The organism is Algibacter sp. AS12 (genome assembly GCF_046736315.1).
Classification (GTDB): Bacteria; Bacteroidota; Bacteroidia; order Flavobacteriales; family Flavobacteriaceae; genus Algibacter_B; species Algibacter_B amylolyticus.
The window spans coordinates 979,463-1,004,027 of sequence record NZ_CP151841.1; the positions used below are offsets into that span (position 1 = coordinate 979,463).

22 protein-coding genes are annotated in these 24,565 nt (G+C 33.6%); 6 read left to right on the plus strand and 16 right to left on the minus strand.

Going from position 1 to position 24,565, the window contains the following annotated elements:
* The first annotated feature begins 5 nt into the window (after positions 1-5).
* On the plus strand, positions 6-959 hold the full coding sequence (locus AAFN75_RS04310) for a transglutaminase family protein (RefSeq protein ID WP_411808387.1): 954 nt from the start codon (positions 6-8) through the stop codon (positions 957-959).
* Positions 960-963: 4 nt separating this feature from the next.
* Here AAFN75_RS04310 and AAFN75_RS04315 read toward each other — a convergent pair whose 3' ends face one another.
* Positions 964-1,941 (minus strand): polyprenyl synthetase family protein, encoded by a 978-nt coding sequence (locus AAFN75_RS04315; protein WP_411808388.1) that lies wholly within the window; start codon positions 1,939-1,941, stop codon positions 964-966.
* A 176-nt stretch (positions 1,942-2,117) separates the two neighbouring features.
* Between AAFN75_RS04315 and AAFN75_RS04320 the strand changes: the two genes are divergently transcribed.
* A complete protein-coding gene (locus AAFN75_RS04320; protein ID WP_411808389.1) occupies positions 2,118-2,927 on the plus strand; it encodes a T9SS type A sorting domain-containing protein in 810 nt (269 codons plus the stop codon).
* 51 nt (positions 2,928-2,978) lie between these two features.
* On the opposite strand, the gene rlmN is transcribed toward AAFN75_RS04320, so the two are convergent.
* The 9 genes from rlmN to rsgA all read right to left on the minus strand — a co-directional run bounded on the left by rlmN (position 2,979) and on the right by rsgA (position 13,187).
* Complete coding sequence (gene rlmN, locus AAFN75_RS04325) at positions 2,979-4,019, minus strand: 23S rRNA (adenine(2503)-C(2))-methyltransferase RlmN (protein ID WP_144115722.1); 1,041 nt, start codon at positions 4,017-4,019, stop codon at positions 2,979-2,981.
* Between the two features lie 263 nt (positions 4,020-4,282).
* Positions 4,283-5,332: a tRNA preQ1(34) S-adenosylmethionine ribosyltransferase-isomerase QueA gene (gene queA, locus AAFN75_RS04330; protein WP_411808390.1), complete on the minus strand. Its 1,050-nt coding sequence runs from the start codon at positions 5,330-5,332 to the stop codon at positions 4,283-4,285.
* 261 nt (positions 5,333-5,593) lie between these two features.
* On the minus strand, positions 5,594-6,817 hold the full coding sequence (locus tag AAFN75_RS04335; RefSeq protein ID WP_411808391.1) for a 3-phosphoshikimate 1-carboxyvinyltransferase: 1,224 nt from the start codon (positions 6,815-6,817) through the stop codon (positions 5,594-5,596).
* Positions 6,818-6,940: 123 nt separating this feature from the next.
* On the minus strand, positions 6,941-7,267 hold the full coding sequence (locus tag AAFN75_RS04340; protein ID WP_411808392.1) for a nucleotide pyrophosphohydrolase: 327 nt from the start codon (positions 7,265-7,267) through the stop codon (positions 6,941-6,943).
* A complete protein-coding gene (locus AAFN75_RS04345) occupies positions 7,267-9,279 on the minus strand; it encodes a DUF3857 domain-containing protein (RefSeq protein ID WP_411808393.1) in 2,013 nt (670 codons plus the stop codon). Before AAFN75_RS04345 ends, AAFN75_RS04340 begins: the two co-directional genes overlap by 1 nt.
* Positions 9,280-9,288: 9 nt before the next feature.
* Positions 9,289-11,196 (minus strand): DUF3857 domain-containing transglutaminase family protein, encoded by a 1,908-nt coding sequence (locus AAFN75_RS04350; protein WP_411808394.1) that lies wholly within the window; start codon positions 11,194-11,196, stop codon positions 9,289-9,291.
* 64 nt (positions 11,197-11,260) lie between these two features.
* Complete coding sequence (locus AAFN75_RS04355) at positions 11,261-11,788, minus strand: metal-dependent hydrolase (protein WP_411808395.1); 528 nt, start codon at positions 11,786-11,788, stop codon at positions 11,261-11,263.
* Positions 11,788-12,240, minus strand: a complete 453-nt coding sequence (dtd, locus tag AAFN75_RS04360) for a D-aminoacyl-tRNA deacylase (RefSeq protein ID WP_411808396.1) — start codon at positions 12,238-12,240, stop codon at positions 11,788-11,790. Before dtd ends, AAFN75_RS04355 begins: the two co-directional genes overlap by 1 nt.
* Positions 12,237-13,187, minus strand: a complete 951-nt coding sequence (rsgA, locus tag AAFN75_RS04365) for a ribosome small subunit-dependent GTPase A (protein WP_411808397.1) — start codon at positions 13,185-13,187, stop codon at positions 12,237-12,239. Before rsgA ends, dtd begins: the two co-directional genes overlap by 4 nt.
* A gap of 186 nt (positions 13,188-13,373) precedes the next feature.
* On the opposite strand from rsgA, the gene AAFN75_RS04370 reads away from it, so the two are divergent.
* Complete coding sequence (locus AAFN75_RS04370; protein WP_411808398.1) at positions 13,374-13,823, plus strand: hypothetical protein; 450 nt, start codon at positions 13,374-13,376, stop codon at positions 13,821-13,823.
* Between the two features lie 70 nt (positions 13,824-13,893).
* Here AAFN75_RS04370 and AAFN75_RS04375 read toward each other — a convergent pair whose 3' ends face one another.
* The 4 genes from AAFN75_RS04375 to AAFN75_RS04390 all read right to left on the minus strand — a co-directional run bounded on the left by AAFN75_RS04375 (position 13,894) and on the right by AAFN75_RS04390 (position 17,992).
* Positions 13,894-14,976, minus strand: a complete 1,083-nt coding sequence (locus tag AAFN75_RS04375) for a chorismate mutase (protein WP_411808399.1) — start codon at positions 14,974-14,976, stop codon at positions 13,894-13,896.
* A 193-nt stretch (positions 14,977-15,169) separates the two neighbouring features.
* Positions 15,170-16,021, minus strand: a complete 852-nt coding sequence (locus AAFN75_RS04380) for a prephenate dehydrogenase (RefSeq protein WP_411808400.1) — start codon at positions 16,019-16,021, stop codon at positions 15,170-15,172.
* Between the two features lies 1 nt (position 16,022).
* Positions 16,023-17,168 (minus strand): pyridoxal phosphate-dependent aminotransferase, encoded by a 1,146-nt coding sequence (locus AAFN75_RS04385; protein ID WP_411808401.1) that lies wholly within the window; start codon positions 17,166-17,168, stop codon positions 16,023-16,025.
* Positions 17,165-17,992, minus strand: a complete 828-nt coding sequence (locus AAFN75_RS04390; RefSeq protein ID WP_411808402.1) for a prephenate dehydratase — start codon at positions 17,990-17,992, stop codon at positions 17,165-17,167. Before AAFN75_RS04390 ends, AAFN75_RS04385 begins: the two co-directional genes overlap by 4 nt.
* A gap of 341 nt (positions 17,993-18,333) precedes the next feature.
* On the opposite strand from AAFN75_RS04390, the gene gldA reads away from it, so the two are divergent.
* The 3 genes from gldA (at position 18,334) to AAFN75_RS04405 (ending at position 22,709) form a co-directional block, all read left to right on the plus strand.
* Positions 18,334-19,230, plus strand: coding sequence for a gliding motility-associated ABC transporter ATP-binding subunit GldA (gldA, locus tag AAFN75_RS04395; RefSeq protein WP_411808403.1), 897 nt, complete (start codon positions 18,334-18,336; stop codon positions 19,228-19,230).
* Between the two features lie 197 nt (positions 19,231-19,427).
* Positions 19,428-21,518: a phosphate acetyltransferase gene (gene pta / locus AAFN75_RS04400; RefSeq protein WP_411808404.1), complete on the plus strand. Its 2,091-nt coding sequence runs from the start codon at positions 19,428-19,430 to the stop codon at positions 21,516-21,518.
* Positions 21,519-21,521: 3 nt separating this feature from the next.
* The gene (locus AAFN75_RS04405; protein WP_411808405.1) at positions 21,522-22,709 is read left to right on the plus strand and encodes an acetate/propionate family kinase; all 1,188 of its coding nucleotides are present in this window, start codon (positions 21,522-21,524) and stop codon (positions 22,707-22,709) included.
* On the opposite strand, the gene AAFN75_RS04410 is transcribed toward AAFN75_RS04405, so the two are convergent.
* Positions 22,695-23,441: a head GIN domain-containing protein gene (locus AAFN75_RS04410; protein WP_411808406.1), complete on the minus strand. Its 747-nt coding sequence runs from the start codon at positions 23,439-23,441 to the stop codon at positions 22,695-22,697. The genes AAFN75_RS04405 and AAFN75_RS04410 overlap by 15 nt on opposite strands.
* Positions 23,438-24,538 carry an acyloxyacyl hydrolase gene (locus tag AAFN75_RS04415; protein WP_411808407.1) on the minus strand — a complete coding sequence of 367 codons (1,101 nt, stop codon included), beginning with the start codon at positions 24,536-24,538 and terminating at the stop codon, positions 23,438-23,440. The genes AAFN75_RS04410 and AAFN75_RS04415 overlap by 4 nt, the downstream gene beginning before the upstream one ends.
* Between the last annotated feature and the right edge of the window lie 27 nt (positions 24,539-24,565).

Here is a 24,565-nt window from a genome sequence, read left to right on the forward strand (position 1 = left end):
ACCTTATGGCCACATTTTATATTAAACATATTACCAAATACATTTATAGCAGTACAGTAATTGACGGTGCTACATTATTAAGGCTACATCCCATAAATGATGAATACCAAAAGGTAGAATCTCATTTAATATCTGTAACCAATAACCCATATATTGAAACTTTTATAGATTTCTTTAACAACCGTGTAGGCACTTTTATGGTTACTGAACCACATAGTGAATTAAGCATAATATCGGACATTGAAGTTAATACCACCGAACGAATTTATCCAGACGATAGCGCAGATATTGCATCGCAATGGAAAGAATTAAACCGTATAAAAAATACAATTGAATTTATTGATTACACTAAATTTAAGGCCTTTAATGGATGTGAAGACATTAAAGACATCATTTTAGATAAAATGCTTAAAACCAAATCGCCGTTTAAGGCGGCACTTGAGTTATGTGAATATGTGCATGATAATTTTGAGTACAAATCTGGCATAACCAATGTAAACACACCTATTGAAGAAGCTTGGAAACTACAAGCCGGTGTATGTCAAGATTTTACCAACGTGTTATTAAAAATGGTAAAAATGTTAGGCATACCGGCACGTTATGTTAGCGGTTACATTTGCCCTAATAATACTATTACTAGAGGAGCAGGTGCAACTCACGCTTGGGTTGAGGCTTATATTCCGTTTTACGGATGGTTAGGCATAGACCCTACAAATAACGCCATAGCTAACGAAAACCACGTAAGGATTGCTGTGGGGCGCTATTATAGCGATTGTTCTCCGGTAAAAGGCGTTTATAAAGGTAGCGTTGAAGCAGAAATGGAAGTAAGTGTAGAAGTTAAAACGAATCAAGATACTGTTGTAGACACTCCGGTATTCAATACATCAACAACTAACAATAGCTATAAACGTAATTTAGAAGTTATGCAACAAGGGCAGCAGCAGCAGCAGCAGCAGTAATAGACTACTTTTTTCTATCGATAACATAATTCACCATAAGTTTAAGTGAACTTTTATAATCTGAATTTGGAAAATTTTCGAGTAGCTGAAGCGCTTCTTCTTGAAATGTCTTCATTTTGGTAACCGCGTAGTCCAAACCACCATTATCTTTTACAAAGGCGATAATTTCTTTAACGCGTTTTGCATCTTTATTATGATTTTTAACCGAATTAATTAGCCACTTTTTGTCCTTTTTTGAAGCTTGATTTAATACATGAATTAAAGGCAACGTCATTTTTTGTTCTTTAATGTCGATTCCTGTAGGTTTACCAATTTGTGTATCGCCATAATCAAACAAATCATCTTTTATTTGAAAAGCCATACCAATTAACTCGCCAAACTTACGCATGGACTCTACGTGTGCTGAATCTGGTTTAACTGAAGCCGCTCCCAAACTACAACACGCTGCAATTAGGGTTGCCGTTTTTTGTCGGATAATTTCGTAATAAACATCCTCAGTTATATCTAGCTTTCTAGCTTTTTCTATTTGAAGTAATTCGCCCTCACTCATTTCTCGTACTGCTATTGAAATGATTTTAAGTAAATCAAAATCATTATTATCAATAGATAACAACAAGCCCTTAGACAATAAAAAATCGCCAATTAAAACAGCTATTTTATTTTTCCAGAGTGCGTTTACCGAGAAAAAACCACGTCTGCGATTACTGTCATCAACCACATCATCATGCACTAAAGTAGCGGTATGTATTAACTCTATTACCGAAGCCCCTCTGTAAGTACGCTCGCTAACCTCGCCATTAGAAACCATTTTAGCTACCAAAAAAACAAACATTGGTCGCATTTGTTTCCCTTTGCGGTTTACAATGTAATGGGTAATCCTATTTAACAATGCTACCTTACTAGACATAGAAAGCTGAAACTTTTGCTCGAAAAGATCCATTTCATAGGCTATAGGCTGCTTAATTTGTTCTACTACTTTCAAATATAATTACAGTTTTAGCAAATCTACTAATTCTGTTATATCTATGCTATAATCTTGAAACAAAAACAGACAAAAATTAATTTTACATTACAACAAAAATAAATGTTATTAATCGGTAAAATGCTCCTTTGTAAGATAAAAAACATAATTTAATCAATCACTTTAAATTATATAATATGCGAAAAATTACTTTATCTCTTTTATTTTTAATTATAACAATATCTCTTAATGCTCAAACAGTAGCTTGGTCTTCGGATTTAGAAGATTTGACCGGCTGGGGAATTAACGATTTAGATGAGGACGGCAATAATTGGGGAGCTTTTGGCCCTGGAAATTTTGATACGATTGGTTTTACAGGTAATGTATTTGCTTCTCAATCTTGGGCAACTGTTGCTTTAACACCTGATAATCTGCTTTATACCCCTACCTTCTTGTTACCTGCTAATGCAATTACGGCTACTTTTGAAATGAGGGTTGGAGCGTCTTACACACCTGATTTTGCTGAACATTACGCTGTATATGTATACGATAATGCTACTGGCCCATCGCTTGACGATAATATTTTAGAAGAAACTTTAACAGCTGGAGGAGCAGCAAGTGCCAAAATAGTTACGGCTAGTATTCCGGCTACGTTTGCAGGAAAAACTATTGGAATACTAATTAGACATTTCGACTGCACAAATAATGAATATATTGTTGTTGATGATTTTGAAGTATCGTATACAACATCTTTATCTGTTAAGGATAACGCACTTGAAATAACTCGTGTTTACCCAAATCCTGTGCAAGATATTTTAAAAATTGAAACCAATGAGACCATAGATTCTGCTGAAGTAATAAATCAATTAGGACAGCGTGTTATGGATATTAAACCAAATAACATTGTAAAAAATACTATTGATTTATCTACGCTTGGTAAAGGGATGTATTTTATAATTATAAAATCTGAAGAAAGGTCTGCGACATTAAAAATCATGAAGGACTAATTTATATAGACCATTAAAATAAAAAGAGCTGCAAATTGCAGCTCTTTTTATTTAACTTTTATTAGCTAATTGCCCGCAAGCGGCATCAATATCCTTACCTCGGCTTCGTCTTACTGTTACGGTTATATGGTTACTTTCTAGAACCTCAACATACATATCTATAGCTTTGGACTGTGCTTGTTGAAACTCGCCATCGTCTATAGGATTATACTCGATAATGTTTACTTTACTTGGTGCAAATTTGCAAAATTCAACTAAGGCATCTACATCTTTCCTTTTGTCGTTTATACCATCCCAAACTACATACTCGTAAGTAATTCTGTTTTTAGTTTTAGCATACCAATATTGCAATGCTTCTCTTAAATCGTTAAGCGGAAAGGTAGCGTTGAAAGGCATAATAGACGTTCTAACCTCATCTATAGCAGAATGCAGAGATACGGCTAATTTAAACTTAACATCATCATCGGCCATTTTTTTAATCATTTTTGGCACACCAGATGTTGATACTACAATACGCTTTGGCGACATACCTAAACCTTCTGGCGAAGTAATTTTATCGATGGCTTTTATAACGTTATTATAATTCATGAGTGGTTCGCCCATACCCATAAACACAATATTACTTAAGGGACGATTATGATATAAACGACTTTCGTTATCGATAGCTACTACTTGATCGTAAATTTCGTCTGGATTTAAATTACGCATACGCTTTAAACGTGATGTTGCACAGAACTTACAATCTAAACTACAACCTACTTGACTGGATACACAGGCTGTTGTTCTTGTTTTTGTTGGTATTAAAACCGACTCTACTATTAAATCGTCGTGAAGGCGAACGGCGTTTTTTATGGTACCGTCTGAACTGCGTTGCATCTGGTCGACCTTAATGTGATTTATTACAAAGTTATCTTCAAGCATTTGACGGGTTTCTTTTGAAACATTCGTCATATCCTCAAATTTATGCGCTCCTTTTTGCCATAACCATTCGTAAACCTGATTACCACGAAAGGCTTTATCTCCATTTTTCTCAAAGAATTCTCTTAGTTGCTCTTTGGTTAATGCGCGTATGTCTTTTTTCTTGATTTCCATTTGGATGCAAAAATAAGGAAAAAAAATCCTCTGCCTATTGGCATCTTGCCTTAAATATTTATACTGAAGTTATGTACTTAAATTGAAACTAGTAAGCTGCATTAGGGATTGAGGCATTTGTTGAAGCTCTTTTTGTGTTGTTGCACCTATGCAACACAAAAAAGCGACTGCCGAAAGCCCGACCCTTGGGGAATGCCCAAATTATTACCCATAAAAAAGCCCCTTAAAAAAAGAGGCTTATTATGATTTAAAATACTTTGATATTATATGATTAACATGGCATCGCCGTAGCTATAGAAGTTGTATCCTTCTTTAATTGCCTCGTCGTAAGCGCGTTTTATAAAATCGTGACCTGCAAAGGCTGAAACCATCATTAACAACGTTGATTTTGGCGTATGGAAGTTGGTTATCATTGCATTTGGAATTGTAAACTCATAAGGGGGAAAAATGAATTTATTTGTCCAACCATCGTACTCATTTAACTGGCCATTTGTTGATACTGCACTTTCTACGGCGCGAACCGCTGTGGTACCTACGGCGCAAATACGACGTTTTTCTTTTAAACCTCTGTTTACAATATTTACGGCTTCTGGTCCTATTTTAAGCTCTTCGCTATCCATTTTATGTTTAGATAAATCCTCTACCTCAACTGGATTAAAAGTACCTAAACCTACGTGTAATGTTACTTCGGCAAAATTAACACCTTTTATTTCTAAACGTTTTAATAGGTGTCTAGAAAAGTGAAGTCCTGCTGTTGGTGCTGCTACTGCTCCTTCGTTTTTAGCAAAAATGGTTTGGTAGCGCTCCTCATCTTCTGGCTCTACATCTCTTTTTATGTATTTAGGTAGTGGTGTTTCGCCTAACTCGTTTAATTTAATACGGAATTCTCTGTAAGACCCATCGTAAAGGAAACGTAATGTACGCCCTCTAGATGTCGTGTTATCTATAACCTCTGCTACTAGAGTATCATCATCACCAAAATAAAGTTTGTTTCCAATTCTTATTTTACGTGCAGGATCTACTAAAACATCCCAAAGGCGTTGCTCTTCGTTTAATTCTCTTAATAAAAACACCTCGATTCTTGCTCCGGTTTTCTCTTTGTTACCAAAAAGTCTTGCAGGAAATACTTTAGTGTTATTTAAAACTAAGACATCGTCCTCATCAAAATAGTCAATAACATCTTTAAACATTTTATGCTCAATAGTCTGTTCTTTTCTATTAAGTACCATTAAACGAGATTCGTCTCTGTTTTCTGCAGGATACTCAGCTAGTCGTTCTTCTGGTAATTCGAAACCGAAGTGTGATAATTTCATGTTTTAGTTTTTATTAATATTTAGAAAGCGCAAATATACAATCTGAACATAGGGGTTGTCAAGTAAATGACTGTTTATTATTAAAAAAGGTGTGTTTTGGGCGTTACCACACCCTTCGTATACGCTCAGGGCAGGCGGTTGGGCTTGAAGCTTGTCTTGAGCAAAGTCGAAAGGTTACGAGTCCTCGCACTTCCTTCATCAGGCTGTGGGCTATCCACTACTACCTCTAACGCAAACCTCAATTTAACTTAAGCTTTAAAATTATTTTTCAACTTTAAAACCAATGGATTCTAAATCGTCCCAAAAGGTTGGATACGATTTTGAAACTACCATGGCATCTTCTATTACTATTGATGTTTTAAGTGCTAAAGGCGCAAATGCCATTGCCATTCTGTGGTCGTTATACGTTGCAATGGATACCATTGCATTTATTGTGTTTGCAGCCGATAAATGTAATGATTTGTCTGTAATCCTTACTTGACCACCTAATTTTTCGATTTCGGTTTTTAATGCTACAAGTCTATCTGTTTCTTTAATTTTAAGCGTATGTAGGCCTACTAAATCGCAAGGCATACCTAATGCAAAACAGGTTACTGCTATAGTTTGGGCAATATCTGGAGCATTTTTTAAGTCTAAAGTGAGCGGCTCTATATTAGAATGCTCTTTTTTTAGTGTTACCGAATTTCCGTTAAATACCGTTGCAACTCCAAAGTGTTTATAAATTTCCACTAAAGCCGAATCGCCTTGTAACGAATTAGACTTGTAGGATGATAAAGTAATTTCTGTACCCACATCGCTTAAAGCTGCAATACTGAAATAATAGGACGCTGATGACCAATCTGACTCTACGGTTAGCGTTTTAGGTGCTAACTTTTTAGTATTTGGTTTTACTGTTATTACATTTCCTATAAATGACGACTCTACGCCTATTTCGTCCAACAGACTTAAGGTCATGTTTATGTAAGGAATGGATGTGATTTCACCTTCTAAAGTTAGCTCTAAGCCGTTTTCTAGCTTTGATGCTATAAGCAATAATGCTGATATGTATTGACTACTTACATTGGCTTTTAAGGCTACTTTGTATTTTGTAAGCTTAGTACCTTTAATTTTAATTGGCGGATAACCTTCGTTAGCTTCATAACTAATTTCGGCTCCTAATTCTTGTAGGGCTTCAACCAATATTTTAACTGGGCGCTCTGTCATTCTTTTCGAACCAGTAAGAATGGTATCTCTACCTTCTTGAATTGAAAAATATGCCGTTAAAAAGCGCATAGCGGTACCTGCGTGATGAATATCGACAACTTCTGATTGTGAACTTAATGCGTTTGTCATTAAATTACTATCATCGGAATTTGAAACATTTTCTAGTTTAAACTCAGGATATAAGGCTTGTAACAATAACAATCTGTTAGATTCACTTTTTGAACCTGTTATTTGTACAGAAGATTGTTTGGCTATTTTAGATTTTTGAAGTGTAAAGTGCATGTTCTTAAAATTCTAATTTAAAAGAAGTCGCAAATTTACTCCATAATGGAGATTAATGCTAAGTTAATTAGTCTTTTTTTCTAGGTTTCGCATAAAGGCTGTGCACATACCAATCTAAAATAGTTATTTCAATTTTTCGTTATTATGGTGCCTATCGTGGTCGCGTTTTCCTTTTTTATCCATTCTTTTATCGAAAGCACTTTGTAGATCGACTCCGGTTTGGTTGGCTAAACATAACACGACAAACATAACATCGGCAAGTTCTTCGCCTAAATCTTTGTTTTTATCGCTTTCTTTTTCGCTTTGTTCACCATAGCGTCTAGCTATAATTCGTGCCACCTCACCTACTTCCTCGGTTAGTTGTGCCATATTGGTTAATTCATTGAAATAGCGAACGCCGTGTTCTTTTATCCAATCGTCAACTTCTTTTTGTGCGTTTTGTATATTCATTATATTCTACTTAAAACTATTTGTTCGTTTTCTTTTTCTATCATTTGTGCAAAATAAGCTTTTAAAGCTTCGTAATATTGGGGAGTAACAATTGCCGAATTAATCTCATATGAAACAGAAAGTTGTATTTTATTTCCAGCCCCATTAATCTGGTAAACAAATTTCCCTAAATTATCTGGCAATTCTAAAACTCCAGATTCTGGCAAACTTTCTATTTTATACCCTTCTGGGATATTTACTACCACTTTACCATCTGTTTGAGATGGGTAACCAAAATCTACCGGAAACTTTCTTTCACTTAACTTAAAAGGGTTATCAGTTGTTCTTAGAAAAAATAATGGCGAAAAATACATTTTATCACCAATAATATCTGCTTGACTTTCTTTTACAAATTTATAAGATTCTATAATAGGCTTATCTAAATCTAATCCGTTTTTAACGTCGTAATCTGAAATTTCGAGTCCATCGTACTTATTTTCTAATTTCTCAATAAAATCATCACGATCTATATCAATAAATTTTTCTCTAAACAATAATGCTTTATGGCTCTTTTTCACACTTCTATACCCGCCAGACAAATCACCATTTTCAGTTAAACTACCCATAAAAAATATTGTGTTTTTAGACATTTGTTTAGGGTATAAATCTATTAAAGTAGAACCGCCAGCTTCTGCAATAACACGACCTTGCCAATTTAAAGTTCTAAAAGGCAAAACGTTAGGCGAACTAAACCTACTTGTAGCATCTAAAAGCAGATCGCCTTCGTTTAATTTCACCATACTTACCACATAATTATAACCTTCTATTGTTGGGAATAATGGCACACCATGCTGCCTTGTACTAACCAAAACGGGATAAGCTCTAAGTCCTGCATGTTGCAACATAGCAGTAAGCATTAAATTAATTTCTGCTACATTGCCCGTTTGTTCTTTATATGCTTTTTTAACACCATCATCAGTTCCATAGCCATAATATCCATTCCATTTTACTTTGTTTTTCACATAGTTAAATATTAAGGCTGTTTTTTGAACCGGATTAGAAACAGTTGCTAAAAGCGCATCAATATCCTCTTCAAAGTAACCTTTCTTATTTAGTTCTGTTCCAAAATTTGAATTATCATAAATAGTTTTTACAACATCCTCCCATGTTGTTGAATGATAATTTATCGTAGAATTTGGAAATTTAGTAAAAGACAACTCAAATTTAACTGCAGACCTATAGTTACTGATGTTATTTACATAAGACTCTTCTTTTATAGCTGGAACGTTATCTATTTTATATGTATAGATATTATTAATAAACTCTACCTCACCAGTTTGATAGTCTGATATAGACCTACCTCCTGTGCTTGCCGATATCGGTACTCTACTCCTATATTCCAATCGATCTCTACTAGTACTTTTCTTTGGAATAACAGATAAATACCCTTTTGTATTTAACTTAAAAGTAAAATACTCTGGCACTTCAAACTTAGCGTCTAACTTATTTACAGGAATATCGTGCTGAAACTCAAATTCATCTACCATAGTATTAAAAGGGGACTTTACTTGATACTTATATTCTACAACAGATCCGGCTTTAATATTAGGCATTGTAAATTCTGTTTTATTGTGATATTTGGAAACTTTAGTTTCAAACACACCATCTTTTTTTAGTTTCACTTCTTGTATCTTACCATCAACCAAATTATAAGTATAAGCCTTTAAATCATAAACATCTTCTTTAGCACCTCCACTTTCGTATAAATGAATAGATTTTGTCGCATGTTTAAACCCTTCTTTATTATATATTTTTACACGTTCATGAATTTCTGTAATTAAAGAAAAACCATCTCCAGGATTATAAACATAATGGGTCCACCTGTACTTATATAAATACGTTGCACTTGCAGAAGAGTCTAAAGGATTAAATTTTTCTTGTAATTCTTCTTTAGATACTTTGCCAAAATGGTAATCTTGAGCAAATACAGTTAATGAGAAACAAAGAGTTACTAATAGTGAGGTTAGTTTCATAGTATAATTTTACTTTTTAATTAATGCTACTTTAGCATTATCGAGTTTTGATACTTCTTTATAAAAGGTTCTAAACGCAGCGTAATCTTCTTTAGGGAATTCGCCATCGTTTATAATAAATGTTCGTTTATATTTTATTTTAGAATTATCAATAGCCGAAATTTCAGTAATATAGCTACCGAAATCTGTTTCGAGCACCTGCCCTTTTGGTAATGATTCTATATTATAGTCGGTTGGTAAACTAATTTCTACCTCATCTACATCTTTAAAACCTCTATTTATTTTTAATGGAAGTTTTCTACTTCTATATCTATCTGGAATATGCAGGTTTCTATTTAACACATTCAAATTAACCAGCATACGGTTCCCCACTTTTTTAGTGTAGTTATTGGCCTGGAAATCTATGTTTTCAACTAATTCTACGGTCTGTTTATCATTTTCAATATCTATGCTATTTATAGACATATTATTTATGTATTTCCAACGTTTTTTGTAATGCACATCTAAATCACGTTCTGGTTCGGTTTCTAACCAATATTTATCGTTGTATTGAATGCCTTTTGAGTTTACACTTACTTTAGCGTCGAGAGATCCATCGTTTAATATAGTACACAAACCATTTATAGTTTGTAAACTTTCATCCGGATTATATTTTTTGGTATGCTCTATTTTCCCTCCTTCTGATGAAATTACCAAAACATCTCTATCATCTGTAAAATCGCCAATAAAACCGAAAGGTAATTTCTGGCTCGTACATTCTAACCAAATATTTTCATTTTTATTTGGTATGTTTAGAATAACGTGATTACCCTGCATACCAGCAAAATCTTTCTCTAAGCTACGTTGTGAATCGCCTGCAAAAACTACGGAATAATTAGATTCTATACCTACCGCTTTAAGTAATGCTAACGTATAATTGGTAAGTGCTTTACAATCTCCATAACCTAATCTATCTACTTCCGAAGCATTAAAAGGTTTCCACCCACCTATACCTACTTGCACACTTATGTAGCGTACTTTATTTTGAACGTATTCGTATATCCTTTTTGCTTTTGCTACGTCATCTGGCTCGTTTTTAACTAATGCCTGAACCATCATTATTGTTCCTGCCGATAAATCGTGTGTGTTCTTAATTAAATCATGATACATCCAAGTTCCAAATTCATTCCAGTTTTCAACCACAGAACTCACACCTTCTAAAGTAAACTGTTTTGAAGCAAACATTACTTTTGGGATAACATCCGAAAAATTAGGACTATACTCTTCTGGCTTAATTGCCAAAATATCTTTTATTTCGTAATATATTTTAGTTGGAGAAACATCTTTATTAACCTTAAAACCTTCAATATTTTTCTCTTTTTTTCTAATTGAAAGTTCCTCTGGAAAACTTAACGTATAACTACTATTTTCTATACTTAAAAAATATTCATTCACAGGTGAAAACGAATTTATAAAAGCCGTGTTATTAGTTTCGTATTCCGAATTAAACTCAATGGTATACGGATATTTAATGGCTGTATATTCTAGATATTTTACACGAGAATCGGAATACAGTGTTCCTCCTGATACAGCGCTTACATCTCTAAAATCTTTTTCTTTTATTTTCTTAATCACTTTTCCGAAATTATTATAAACCAGAACTTCTAATGTTTTAATGTTTACATTTTTATCGTAATACAAATAAGCATTAATAGCATCGTTCCCTTCTTTATTAAGTACGGTTACTATACGTTTTTCGGTAACCAACATGTTTCGAGAAGATTCTAAAACGATATCGGTTTTATTTAACCTAACAACAGCATTTGCATGCTGTTTTAAGTTATCAGCTATACTGAAACTGGTGTATAAATTTTCTTGGGAAAAACTAAAAAGAGTTATAAATAAAAATAGTGTATTTAAAATACGTTTTAAAATCATGAAATGAGGTTAAGTTTATTTTATAGGTAGGGCGTTTAGCTTTTTTTAAACAAAGTAAAACGGGCTAATCCTTATTTTTACTAAATTTCAAAACCAAAAACCTGATAGCTAATATAATAAAACACGGCATAAATATGTACTTAAATTCGCTAAAAACAACCTGAACACCGCGTTCTGATATAAATTTACCAATACCAATCGGTGAAACACGAATATCTTGAAATGGAAAGAAAAACCGGTCGTTATTAAAAGGAATAAAAAAGCCAACACCTTTTCCTCCAGAAGTCATTGCATCTAAAAACCCATGAGACATTGTTGAAGCGAAAATCACTAAAAACCAAATAACTTTATTACTTCGCCCTAAAGTAAACATTAAAAGTATTGCCCATAATAAAGCAAACACAATAGAATGTGTAAAGCCACGATGCCCTAAAGGAGAACTGTAAGCAATTCCAAAATTAAAACCAATAACATCAAAATCGGGTAAAATAGTTGAAAAAATTGCGGCAAGTAATAACCATTTTAAGTTTTGCTTATTCGCTACTTTCACTAAAGTATAACCAACTATACCGTGACCAAATAAGGAAGCCATTACTCTTTATTTTTCGAATCTATTATAATAGTAACCGGACCATCATTTAAAAGCTCAACTTTCATATCTGCTCCAAATTGCCCTGTTTGAACTTTTTTACCTAAATCTTTTTCTATTTGATTTACAAAATCTTCATAAAGCGGTATGGCCACTTCTGGTTTTGCAGCTTTAATATAACTTGGCCTGTTTCCTTTTTTGGTTGACGCTTGCAAAGTAAACTGACTTACAACAATAGCATTACCGTTAGTATCTTTTAACGACCTATTCATTACACCGTTTTCGTCTCCAAAAATTCTTAGATTTATTATTTTGTTTGATAGCCATTTAATATCTTCTGGAGTATCTTCATTTACTATACCTAGTAATATTAGAAGTCCGTTTTCTATCGAAGCTACTTTTTCGCCTTCAATCGTTACGCTAGCATTAGCGACTCTTTGTATAACTACTTTCATTCTTTATCCCAAATATCCGTTCTATAATGCTCATCTTCCCCTTCTAAAATCTGCACGTAACTTCGGTAGCGCGAATATGCAATTTCTTCATTCTCTAGAGCATCTTTTACAGCACATTTAGGCTCTTTTAAATGCAAACAATTGTTGAATTTACAGTCTTGTTTTAGCTTAAATATTTCCGGAAAATAATCTCCAACCTCTTCACGCTCCATATCAACTACACCAAAACCTTTAATACCAGGCGTATCAATAATTTTGGCATCGAAACTTAAATCGAACATTTCTGCAAATGTTGTGGTATGCTGCCCTTGGCTATGTTGTGTAGATATCTCTTTAGTTTTTATATTTAAGGTAGGCTCTATAGTATTAACCAAAGTCGATTTTCCAACTCCAGAATGTCCAGAAAACATACTTGTTTTACCAAGCATTAAAGCTTTTACTTTATCTACATTTTTACCTGTAGTTGCAGATACACCAATACACTCGTAACCTATTTGGCGATATTCATGCGCCAAGAAACGAACTTCATCTAAAGTTTCTTCATCATAAGTATCAATCTTATTAAATAGTAAAACTGTTTTAATAGAATACGCTTCGGCTGTTACTAAAAACCTATCAATAAAACTTGTAAGTGTTGGCGGATTATTAATAGTAATCATTAAAAAAACCTGATCTAAATTGGCGGCAATAATATGGGTTTGCTTAGATAAATTAACAGATTTCCTTACGATATAGTTAACCCGATCGTGAATATTATGAATAACACCAGTTTCCGTATTGTTATCAGTTTCTAATTCAAAATCTACTACATCGCCAACCGCAATAGGATTAGTGCTTCTTATACCTTTAAGACGGAATTTACCCTTAATACGGCATTCGTAAGTATGGCCCAATTCGGTCTTAACGGTGTACCAACTTCCTGTAGATTTATAAACGTGTCCTGTCATTCATTAGATTATAGTACAAAATAACAATTTTTTAATTGATTTACATTAACCTAAAATTGCTTTTTTTGGCAGATAATTATGGTCGAATTTAAAACAATAAAGAGTAAATAACACTAATAAAAGCATCTTACGGGTAAGAATTTTTATATTAGCTTTTTTTAATCACAAAATTTTAAACCTTACAACATGAAAAAATTATTAATTGTATTAACTATCGTATTATTTACTTTTATTGAAACCAATGCCCAAGTAGAGTACAAAGTAGTAACAAGTGTAGAATCTATTGTTCCTAACGGTTTAGGACGTTCTAGAATTATTAGTGCTAACGAAAAGAAAGATTACAAAGAGTTTACATCAACACAAACCGAAGAAGACAATACACGTAACAAATCTAAACGAGGAGAAATAAGAGTTAAAGGTTTTGATGAAACTAAACTATTAAACTTTTACAATATTGGAGGTATTCGTTTCCAAAACATTGCTGCTAACGATGCTATTATTGAATCTAAAATAAACACCATGATTGAGGAAGGTTGGGAACTTGCCTTTGTAACTAGTGGTGTAGAAAGCGAAGGAGGAAAAGGTGACGGACAAGGTATTTTTATTACTAGATACCTATTTAAAAGAAACAAATAATTTTAAAATTATTTATAAAAAAAAGCCTCACAATGTGAGGCTTTTTTTTATAGGAATTAGTCTACACTAATTATCCGTTAATCACTTTCTCTTGATGATTAATAGATTCTTGATGAACCGCTTTAAACATTTTCAAGATAAACTCTTCACTTAAACCGTGTTGCTCACCTTCAAGTACCATTTTACCTAAAATCTCGTTCCAACGTTTAGATTGTAAAACAGCAACATTTTTTTGCTTTTTAAGGGCACCAATGCTGTCAGAAGTTTTCATTCTCTTTCCTAATAAATCAAGAATTTGATTATCAACAATATCAATTTGAGCTCTTAAATTATCTAACGAGTTATTGTATTCTTCCTCGGTGTTAGATTCCTTTCTAATTTTCAAATCTTTCATAATTTGAACTAAAGTAGAAGGCGTAACCTGTTGTGCAGCATCACTCCACGCATTTTCAGGATCGTAGTGCGTTTCAATCATTAAACCATCAAAGTTTAAATCTAAAGCCGTTTGCGATACATCAAAAATCATATCTCTTTTTCCTGTAATATGCGACGGATCGTTAATTAGTGGAATATCAGGATATTTATTTTGAAACTCGATAGCTAATTGCCACTCTGGTGTATTTCTATATTTCGTTTTTTCGTAAGTAGAAAAACCTCTGTGTATTGCACCAATATTTTTAACACCAGCCGTATAAATTCTTTCAATACCACCTAACCATAAAGCTAAATCTGGATTTACTGGATTTTTAATTAATACTGGTTTATCAGTACCTTTTAAAGCATCTGCAATTTCTTGCATAATAAAAGGAGACACTGTAGAACGCGCACCAATCCATAATAAATCAATATCATGCTCTAAAGCCAATTTTACGTGAGCCGCATTAGCAACCTCCGTACATACTTTCATACCTGTTTCAGCCTTTACTTTTTGTAACCATTTCAAACCTAAAGCACCAACACCTTCAAACATTCCAGGTCTAGTTCTTGGTTTCCAAATCCCAGCTCTAAAATAGCTTACATCTGTGTCTTTCAATTCGTGAGCAATTTTTAATACTTGCTCTTCTGTTTCTGCGCTACATGGACCTGCAATTACTAACGGATGATCTAAATTTAAATCATCTAACCAGGTTCTCATTTTTTTTGTGTTTTCCATTTTTACTTAATATTTAGCCGCTTAAGCTATTTTACTTACTATTTATTTTTTACTCTTTTATTCTCTTCTACTGGGCGTTACCACAAGGGTCGGGCTTTCACTACTCGCTCGCTCCTAAAAAGTTGGGGAGCTCAAACATGCCGTTCAATCCCTAACGCGGGCACATCCGTAAACTTTAGTCTTCTAACCTCCTTTAAACAATCCCGTTCAATATATCTTTAATGCGATTAGTATTTTGCATCTCATTAAAAATCTCGTCAAAGTTATCACTTTTCATTAACTCCTTAAAATGCGTCAAATTGTTTATATATTCCTCTAACGTTTCAACAACATTATCTTTATTCTGGTTAAAAATTGGTGTCCACATTTCGGGCGAACTTTTAGCCAAACGCACCGTAGATGCAAATCCACTTCCTGCCATATCAAAAATGTCGCGTTCATTACGTTCCTTATCAATAACCGTTTTACCCAGCATAAACGAACTAATGTGCGATAAATGCGATACATAAGCAATGTGCTTATCATGGTCCTTGGGGTTCATATAACGAATTCGCATGCCAATATCTGTAAACAACTTTAATGCTTTTTCCTGCAGCTTAAATGTTGTTTTTTCAACCTCACAAACAATATTTGTTTTCCCTATAAACAAACCTTCAATAGCCGCTGTTGGTCCAGAGTGTTCTGTTCCTGCAATAGGATGCATCGCTAAAAAGTTACGACGTTTAGGGTGGTTTTCAACCACTTTACAAATCGCTTCTTTAGTAGAACCTGCATCAACCACTAAACCAGTATCAGATATTTTATCTAAAATGGTTGGTAGCAATTTAACAGTAGCATCCACCGGAATAGACACGATAACCAAATCGGCATTTCCTAGATCGTCTAAAGTTGCTTTTTTATCAATTAAACCGAGTTCCAAGGCTTTTTTTAGTGTGGCATCTTTTCTACTAATACCATGAATAATCACATCCGGATTATGCTTCTTGATATCAATAGCAAGACTACCTCCAATTAAACCTACTCCTATGGCGTATATATTTTTCATACTACTTAACACGTGCTATAGCTTCTTCTAAAACTTCGGTCGATGCGCATAAAGAAAACCTAATATAACCTTCGCCTTTGGTTCCAAAAATAGTTCCTGGCGTTATAAAAATATGATTCTCCTTCAACACTAAATCAATAAACTCTTCAGCCTTTAAATACGCAGGTAATTTTGCCCAAACAAAAAGTCCTGTTGCTTCCTTATCATAAGTACAATTTAGTGCCTCGGCTAATTGCCAAACTAAATTTCTACGCTCTTTGTACACATTATTTAATGTTGCAAACCACATGCTAGAACATTTTAAAGCCTCAATAGCGCCCTTTTGTATGCCGTAAAACATACCAGAATCCATATTACTTTTTACCTTTAAAATATTACTAATATGCTCGCTAGATCCTAAAACCATTCCTACACGCCATCCGGCCATATTAAAGGTTTTACTTAAAGAATTTAACTCTAAACACACATCTTTAGCGCCTTCAATACTTAAAATACTTTTAGGCTCGTCGTTTAAAATAAAACTGTAAGGATTATCATTAACTATTAAAATATTATGACGCTTTCCAAATGCTACTAACTCTTCAAAAACATATTTTGTAGGTTTTGCACCTGTTGGCATATGCGGATAATTAACCCACATTATTTTAACTTTACTTAAATCTTGGCTTTCTAAAGCTTTAAAATCTGGCATCCAATTATTGGCTTCATCCAACTCGTATAGCACACCTTTAGCACCTACCAATTTTGTTACCGATTGGTATGTTGGATATCCAGGATTTGGAATCAATACTTCATCGCCTTCATTTAAGTAGGCCATAGAAATATGCATAATACCTTCCTTACTTCCCATTAATGGTAAAACCTCTGTACTTGGACTAATATTTACCGAAAACTGAGTTTTATAAAAACGCGATATGGCATCTCTAAGTTCTGGTAATCCTTGATAACTCTGGTATTTATGAGCTATTGGATTTTCGAAACTTGCAGAAATAGCAGATAACACCTTTTTTGGTGGTTGTAAATCTGGACTCCCAATACCTAGGTTTATAACAGGTTTTCCGTTTGCAATAAGCAAGTTTACTTCTCTTAATTTTTTCGAAAAGTAATATTCTTCAACCGTTTGTAACCTTTTAGCTGGTTCAATCATATCTTGGCATTTTTATATTCTCCTAACACTTTAAAATCGTCGCCCATAATATCAATTACAGATTTTGCTTTTTTAAAGTCTAAATAATTTTCAAAAGTTACATCCACAAAAAACGCATACTTCCATGGGGTTTCAACAATGGGTAAGGATTGAATTTTTGTTAAATTCAGCTTACAATCGCTCATTACATTTAAAATAGTAGCGAGACTTCCTCGTTTATGGTTCGCTTCAAATTTAACCGAAGCTTTATTTATTTCACTTTCTAATACCTCAGCATTTTTACGCTTTACAATTACAAAACGAGTTTCGTTATGCTTAATGGTTTGTATGCTATGTGCTAAAATATCTAACTCAAAAATTTCGGCTGCTTTAACACTAGCAATAGCACCAATTCCTGGTATATTTTTTTCTTGTATACGTCGCGCTACCTCGGCAGTATCCTTATCTTCAACCAGCTTAATATGCGGATATTGCTTAAAAAACTCTTTACATTGCAATAAGGCCATTGGGTGTGAATACACTTCCTTAATATCTGCAATATTTTGATCTGGCAACACCATTAAATTATGCTGTATATCCAAATAATGTTCACCAACAATATGTAAACCATACTTATCAATTAATGCATAATTAGGAATTATAGAACCCGCAATAGAATTCTCTAAAGCCATAATGGCAGCATCACATTCCTTAGTAATTAAAGCGTCTACAACTCTATCAAAAGTCATGCACTCTATAACATCTACAGGGTTACTAAAAAACTCCTGCGACACAATGTGATGAAAAGATCCTATTACACCTTGTATGGCTACTTTGTTTATCAAAACTTAATTTTTAATTCTATTTACTTATAATTCGTATTCAATGCATTAAAGGTTAAACAAAAAAAAGTCTCGATTTTCATCGAGACTCATATTTTAATTTATACCTATAAATTATACATACAGCGTCTCGTTTCTTTTGCTAAAAAAGAAATAGAAATAGTTGCTAAAATATGTATAACCTGTTGTCATTGTCATAATTGAGTGGCTAAAGTAATTAATTATTTAAGAAATCAAAATACATTAAAACCTTTTTTTATCTTTTCTGAAAAGTTTTAAAGATTTTATAGTAAATATCACTTTACATTATATAATCATTTATTTTTGAACAAATTAATTTAATTATGTCTATTGAGGTTAATAACATATCTAAAATTTACGGTAAACAAAAAGCTTTAAATAACATTTCCTTTAAAGTAGGTAAGCCAGAAATAGTTGGTTTTTTGGGACCTAATGGCGCAGGTAAATCTACCATGATGAAAATTTTAACCACCTACCTTAATGCCAATGAAGGTACGGTTAAGGTCAATGGTTTTGATATACTAACAAACGCCAAAGCCGTACAGCAGAGTGTTGGATACCTTCCAGAACATAACCCTTTATATTTAGAGCAGTTTATAAAAGAGTATTTAAGCTTCAATGCAAACATTTATGGTGTTAGCAAAAACCGTATAGATGAAGTTATTGAATTAACTGGATTAACACCCGAAGCTCACAAAAAAATTGGAGAGCTTTCTAAAGGGTATCGCCAACGAGTAGGTTTAGCTAATGCCTTACTGCACGATCCCGAGGTTTTAATTTTAGATGAACCAACAACCGGTTTAGACCCAAACCAATTAGTAGATATTAGAAACCTTATAAAATCTATAGGTGCCACCAAAACTGTATTTCTTTCTACACATATTATGCAAGAGGTTGAAGCCATGTGCGATCGTGTTATTATTATTAATAAAGGCGAAATAGTAGCAGATAAAAAGCTAAAGGATTTACGCGACGAAAAAGAACAAGTGGTTATTGTAGAGTTCGATTACCGTGTTGAAGATGCTTTTTTACTAAAACTACCTAAGGTTGAAAAAGCGATAAATACCTATGGTTTTGTTTACGAAATCACTTTTAAAACCTCAGAAGATATGCGCTCGCATGTATTTGATTTTGCACACGATAATCAGTTAAAAATTCTTCAACTTAATCAAAAGAACACAAGTTTAGAAACACTTTTTAGAGAATTAACTAACGTATAACACCTGTTAATTCAGAAATAAGTAATATATTTCTTCTTTGTTTTTAAAACTGGTTAACCAATTTATGATAATTATCATCTTTAAATGGCTACTCAAGTTTTATTTTTGTCTCAAGACGAAATTTTAAACGAAATGATTTTAAATGCTAGAGTCTTAAAAGTAGTCTGCTAGTATTTTTTCATCCATAAACAAATACAATGAGTAAAGGAATTTATGTAGCAACTATCGAACCTAATAGCGGTAAATCGGTTGTTGTACTAGGTTTAATGCGTATGTTATTAGGTAAAACTGCCAAAGTAGGATACTTTAGACCAATTATTGAAGACACAAAAGCCGGAGAAATGGACAATCATATAAATACTGTGATCTCCTATTTTGAACTTGATATTAATTATAAAAAAACCTTTGCTTACACCAGAAGCCAGGTTTTAGATTTGTATAATAAAGGAAGATCAGGCGATGTTATTGACGAAATAATAAAAAAATATAAATACCTAGAAGAGCACTTTGATTTTGTTTTGGTTGAAGGCACCGATTTTTCGCATGAAAACTCGAGCTTAGAATTAGACATTAACCTCCTTATATCTAAAAACTTAGGCTTACCAGCAATTATAGTTTCGCAAGGTGATGGAAAATCATTATCGGAAATTGTAGATAATGTGCAGTTGGCTCATGACACCTTTAAGGGAGAAGTAGAGGTGCTTTCTATAATGACCAACAAAATTAATCCTAACGAAGTTGGTACTTTAAAGTCGCTTTTAATGGCTAGAATAAATAGCGGAACAAATATTACGGTTATCCCGAAAATTAAAAGTTTAGCAAGCCCAACCATAAAGGAAATTTCAAAAAAACTTGATGGTACCATTCTTTTTGGCGAGGATATGATAAATAACCAAGCCGAAAACTTTAGCGTTGGAGCTATGCAGTTACGTAACTACTTAACGCATTTAAAGGAAAACTCTTTAGTGATTACACCGGGAGATCGAGCAGATATTATTTTAGGTGCGCTACAAGCCAACATCTCTAAAAACTACCCAAAAATAGCCGGCATTATTTTAACAGGTGGTTTAATTCCTGAAGAACCTATTTTAAAATTAATTGAAGGACTATCTAGTGTTGTACCTATAATTAGCGTTAAGGCAGGTACGTTTTATGTAACCAATACAATAGGCAAAATACGTTCTAAGATTTATGCCGAAAACACCGAAAAAATTGAAACCTCTATTGCTACTTTTGAAAAACATGTAGCCACAGAAAAATTAGCTGAAGACTTAGTTACTTTCGAATCTGGTATTTTCACCCCAAGAATGTTTCAATACAATTTACTGCAACGTGCATTAAAAGATAAAAAACATATTGTTTTACCCGAAGGATATGACGAACGTATTCTACGTGCAGCAGCCCGTTTAATTGATGCTCGCGTGGTAGATTTAACTTTAATAGGGGAGGAAGATAAAATACGCGAACGCCTAATACGTTACGATATACCATTAAATATAGAAGACGTTAATATTGTTTTCCCTCAAAACTCACCACACTTTAAAGACTATGTAAATACCTTTTATGAATTAAGAAAACATAAAAACGTTAACTTAGATATGGCTCGAGATGCCATGTCCGATGTGTCATATTTTGCTACCATGATGATTTATAAAGGACATGCCGATGGTATGGTTTCAGGAGCCATTCATACCACAGCACATACTTTGCGTCCTGCTTTACAATTTATAAAAACTAAACCCGGTGTAAATATTGTCTCTTCTGTATTCTTTATGTGTTTAGAAGACCGCGTTTCCATTTTTGGAGACTGTGCCATTAATCCGAACCCAAATGCAGAACAGCTTGCCGAAATAGCCATTTCGTCTGCCAAAACTGCTAAAGATTTTGGCGTAGAACCTAAGGTTGCAATGTTATCGTATTCATCTGGTGCTTCTGGTAAAGGTGAAGATGTAGAACGCGTTAGAAAAGCCACTGAAATCGCAAAAGCAAAGGCCCCAGATTTAAAAATTGAAGGTCCTATTCAATACGATGCCGCAGTGGATATGCGTATTGGTAAAAGTAAATTACCAGACTCGGAAGTTGCAGGACAAGCAAGCGTTTTAATTTTTCCAGATTTAAACACAGGTAACAACACCTACAAAGCGGTACAACGAGAAACAGGAGCATTAGCTATTGGCCCCATGCTACAAGGATTAAACAAACCTGTAAACGATTTAAGTAGAGGCTGTACTGCCGACGATATTTATAGCACCGTAATTATAACCGCCATTCAAGCTCAAGATTTTTAATATATGCAAGTATTAGTTTTAAATTCAGGAAGTTCTTCCTTAAAATTTCAATTGTTCTCTATGCCCGAAGCAACTATTTTATGTTCTGGCTTAATTGAGCGCATTGGGTTTGACGATGCAAAATTTATATTCAAAACAAATGGTAATACTATTGAGGTTATTGAAGCTATAACCAACCATAAAGTAGGTTTAGAATTACTATCTAAACAATTACTACATAAAGAAACGGGTATTATAAAATCGGCAGATGGTATTAATATTGTGGGTCATCGTGTGGTTCAAGGTGGTGCATCATTTAATAAAACAACCGAAATTACACCGTCTGTAAAAGCTAAAATAAAAGACCTTTTTAGTTTAGCGCCATTGCATAATCCTGCTAATTTTGAAGGTATTGAAGTTGCCGAAATTGTATTCCCTAAGGCTAAGCAAGTTGCTGTTTTCGATACGGCATTTCATCAAACTATACCCGAGCATGTGTACAAATATGCCATTCCTAATGAGTTTTCAGAACAATACAAAATCCGTTTATATGGGTTTCATGGCACAAGTCATAAATACGTATCAGAAAAAGCAATTGAATATTTAGGTAAACAAAATTCTAAAATAATCACCATACATTTAGGAAACGGCTGTAGTATTACCGCAATAAAAAATGGTAAAAGCATTGACCACTCTATGGGATTAACACCTTTAGACGGCTTAATTATGGGTACGCGAAGTGGCGCTATCGATCCTTCTGTAATTTTTCATTTAGCAAAAAAACTAGATTATAGCTTGGATGAGATTAACACCCTTTTACAGAAAAAAAGCGGCATGTTAGGATTAACCGGATATAGTGATTTAAGAGATATTCAAGCGGAAGCTGAAAAAGGAAACAAAGCCTGTAAGCTGGCCTTACAAATGAATGCGTATCGTATTAAAAAATACATTGGAAGTTATGCTGCTGTGTTAAACGGATTGGATGCCATAGTATTTACTGCCGGAATTGGCGAAAACTCACCAGAAATGCGAAAACTTATTTGCGAAGACATGGATTTTTTAGGCATCAGCTTAGATGCTGAAAAAAATCAAGTACGACCAGATAGACTTACGGTAATTAGCACAGAAACATCAAAAGTAAAAGTTTTAGTCATTCCAACAAACGAAGAGGTAGAAATAGCAAAACAGTCGGTAAATTTATTCAAGAATTAATCGACCTCTATAAAGTTCTTCCACATTAATAATTGGAGGTGTATTTACAGAAATAACATCTCCAATACCAGATATTTTCCCAGTAATTTCTTGCTGCGGATTCACAATCATGTCGTTGGATCCTCTGTTATTCACACTCACTGTTTGGGCCTCAAAATTGCGCCCTTCAAAACGGGATGTTCCAGATGCAAAGGTTACACTCAAATTATCGGTTTGTCCGGTAACATAAGCGACCGATAAATTATTAAATACCACTCTAAAACTTGTGTTATCAATTTGCAGCCTGAAATCGCCTACATTAAAAGAACCTGGAGCTCCAAAATCTTCAGATAAAATAGATAAACTTGGGTAGGTTAAAACCCCATTCGAACTAATATCATATTGTGTTGAGCTTCTAATTTCGGTAATACTTGGTGCGGTAACATATACTTTAGTAATACCATAATCTCTAATATAATTACAAGTATTATTATCTGTTAAAATTAATCTATCATCAACAACTTCTGCTTTAACATCGTTCAATAAGTTTTCACCAGTTTCAACAATGACACTTTGGATTGCACCTTCTTTCAATATTAACTCAACATCACGATTTACTAAAATTTTACTAAAACTTGCAACGGTAACTTCTTGTTGTATAATGTCGCCTGTTTTTTGAAAACAATCACCAGCATCTTCACTATCGCAAGCAATACTAACAATTAAAAATACTATGTAAATCAACTTTTTCATAATCGTACACCAATTCCAAATTCGACACCTTCAGCTTTTGCACCATGAGATTTTAAAGACATGACTCCAAACCAATTTTTAGCAAAATAACGTTTCAAACCAAGTCTAGTATAAACGCGCCCTTCAAAATCGAAAGGATAATACACATAATAACCCAACTGCGTAATAAGTGATGTTTTGTTTATAAATAATTCATGACCAGCAAAAACACCAACACGTTTATGGTCTTCGTTACCCGTAAGTCCATCCTCAGGAAAAGCAACACTTCTGTAGTAAATAAACTCTTTTAAAAAGTTAGAGAAAAACACATCGGTTCCTAATTGCACCGCACTCGATTTATTAATACGTTTATCAGCGTAAGTTGATGCTACATACATGGCGTATTGCCCGCTTCCAAAAATATCGCTTTCATTAATGCCCGCTCTAAATACCAAATTATATTTAATAGGCTCCGAATATGCCTGATCTGCTTTTTTATCTAAAGTATGTTGATATTCTAAATCTTTATCTGCCAAACTATACGTTAAGCCTACATTAAAGGTTATAGAATTTGTACCATTATTAGGCGATTTTACATTAGCATTAGAGTAATGAATTAACGAAAATCCACTTTGCAACCCAAACCTATCAAAAATACGTTCCTTTTTATAGTTTAACATAACGTAAGTACTACTACCAAATTTAGACCCAAACGCCACGTTTTTAAAATTGCTTTCTCTGTCGTATGGGTTTGTATTATGCGCCATACCCTGCCCAATCCGAAACATTAAATTCCGTTTAAAAAAGTAAAAATTATAATGCGCATAAAGTGAATAATTATTCCCTAAAACAGGATTTTTCATGTCTTGGTAAGCAAAAGACACACCATAATCTGGATAATTAAAACGCTGTTCCCAATCTTCAAAACCATAGGTTTTTTTATTCCAACTTAAAATAACACCATCGGGATGCCCCGTAATTAAATGAAGAATTTCATTGTTGTGCAGCGCGATATTTCCGCGAAAATAATTCACATCCACATACGATGTATTTGTTTTATCCTGAGCAAAAACAATAACACTAATAAAACTTAAAACACAACTAAAAAATAATTTCATATCGGGGAATAATACTGCTAATGTAGT

Coding starts and splice junctions, on each gene's coding strand:
- AAFN75_RS04310 (WP_411808387.1), top strand. CDS start 6: ATGGCCACATTTTATATTAAACATATTACCAAATACATTTATAGCAGT.
- AAFN75_RS04320 (WP_411808389.1), top strand. CDS start 2,118: ATGCGAAAAATTACTTTATCTCTTTTATTTTTAATTATAACAATATCT.
- rlmN (WP_144115722.1), bottom strand. CDS start 4,019: ATGGAAATCAAGAAAAAAGACATACGCGCATTAACCAAAGAGCAACTA.
- queA (WP_411808390.1), bottom strand. CDS start 5,332: ATGAAATTATCACACTTCGGTTTCGAATTACCAGAAGAACGACTAGCT.
- AAFN75_RS04335 (WP_411808391.1), bottom strand. CDS start 6,817: ATGCACTTTACACTTCAAAAATCTAAAATAGCCAAACAATCTTCTGTA.
- AAFN75_RS04340 (WP_411808392.1), bottom strand. CDS start 7,267: ATGAATATACAAAACGCACAAAAAGAAGTTGACGATTGGATAAAAGAA.
- AAFN75_RS04345 (WP_411808393.1), bottom strand. CDS start 9,279: ATGAAACTAACCTCACTATTAGTAACTCTTTGTTTCTCATTAACTGTA.
- AAFN75_RS04350 (WP_411808394.1), bottom strand. CDS start 11,196: ATGATTTTAAAACGTATTTTAAATACACTATTTTTATTTATAACTCTT.
- AAFN75_RS04355 (WP_411808395.1), bottom strand. CDS start 11,788: ATGGCTTCCTTATTTGGTCACGGTATAGTTGGTTATACTTTAGTGAAA.
- dtd (WP_411808396.1), bottom strand. CDS start 12,240: ATGAAAGTAGTTATACAAAGAGTCGCTAATGCTAGCGTAACGATTGAA.
- rsgA (WP_411808397.1), bottom strand. CDS start 13,187: ATGACAGGACACGTTTATAAATCTACAGGAAGTTGGTACACCGTTAAG.
- AAFN75_RS04370 (WP_411808398.1), top strand. CDS start 13,374: ATGAAAAAATTATTAATTGTATTAACTATCGTATTATTTACTTTTATT.
- AAFN75_RS04375 (WP_411808399.1), bottom strand. CDS start 14,976: ATGGAAAACACAAAAAAAATGAGAACCTGGTTAGATGATTTAAATTTA.
- AAFN75_RS04380 (WP_411808400.1), bottom strand. CDS start 16,021: ATGAAAAATATATACGCCATAGGAGTAGGTTTAATTGGAGGTAGTCTT.
- AAFN75_RS04385 (WP_411808401.1), bottom strand. CDS start 17,168: ATGATTGAACCAGCTAAAAGGTTACAAACGGTTGAAGAATATTACTTT.
- gldA (WP_411808403.1), top strand. CDS start 18,334: ATGTCTATTGAGGTTAATAACATATCTAAAATTTACGGTAAACAAAAA.
- pta (WP_411808404.1), top strand. CDS start 19,428: ATGAGTAAAGGAATTTATGTAGCAACTATCGAACCTAATAGCGGTAAA.
- AAFN75_RS04405 (WP_411808405.1), top strand. CDS start 21,522: ATGCAAGTATTAGTTTTAAATTCAGGAAGTTCTTCCTTAAAATTTCAA.
- AAFN75_RS04410 (WP_411808406.1), bottom strand. CDS start 23,441: ATGAAAAAGTTGATTTACATAGTATTTTTAATTGTTAGTATTGCTTGC.
- AAFN75_RS04415 (WP_411808407.1), bottom strand. CDS start 24,538: ATGAAATTATTTTTTAGTTGTGTTTTAAGTTTTATTAGTGTTATTGTT.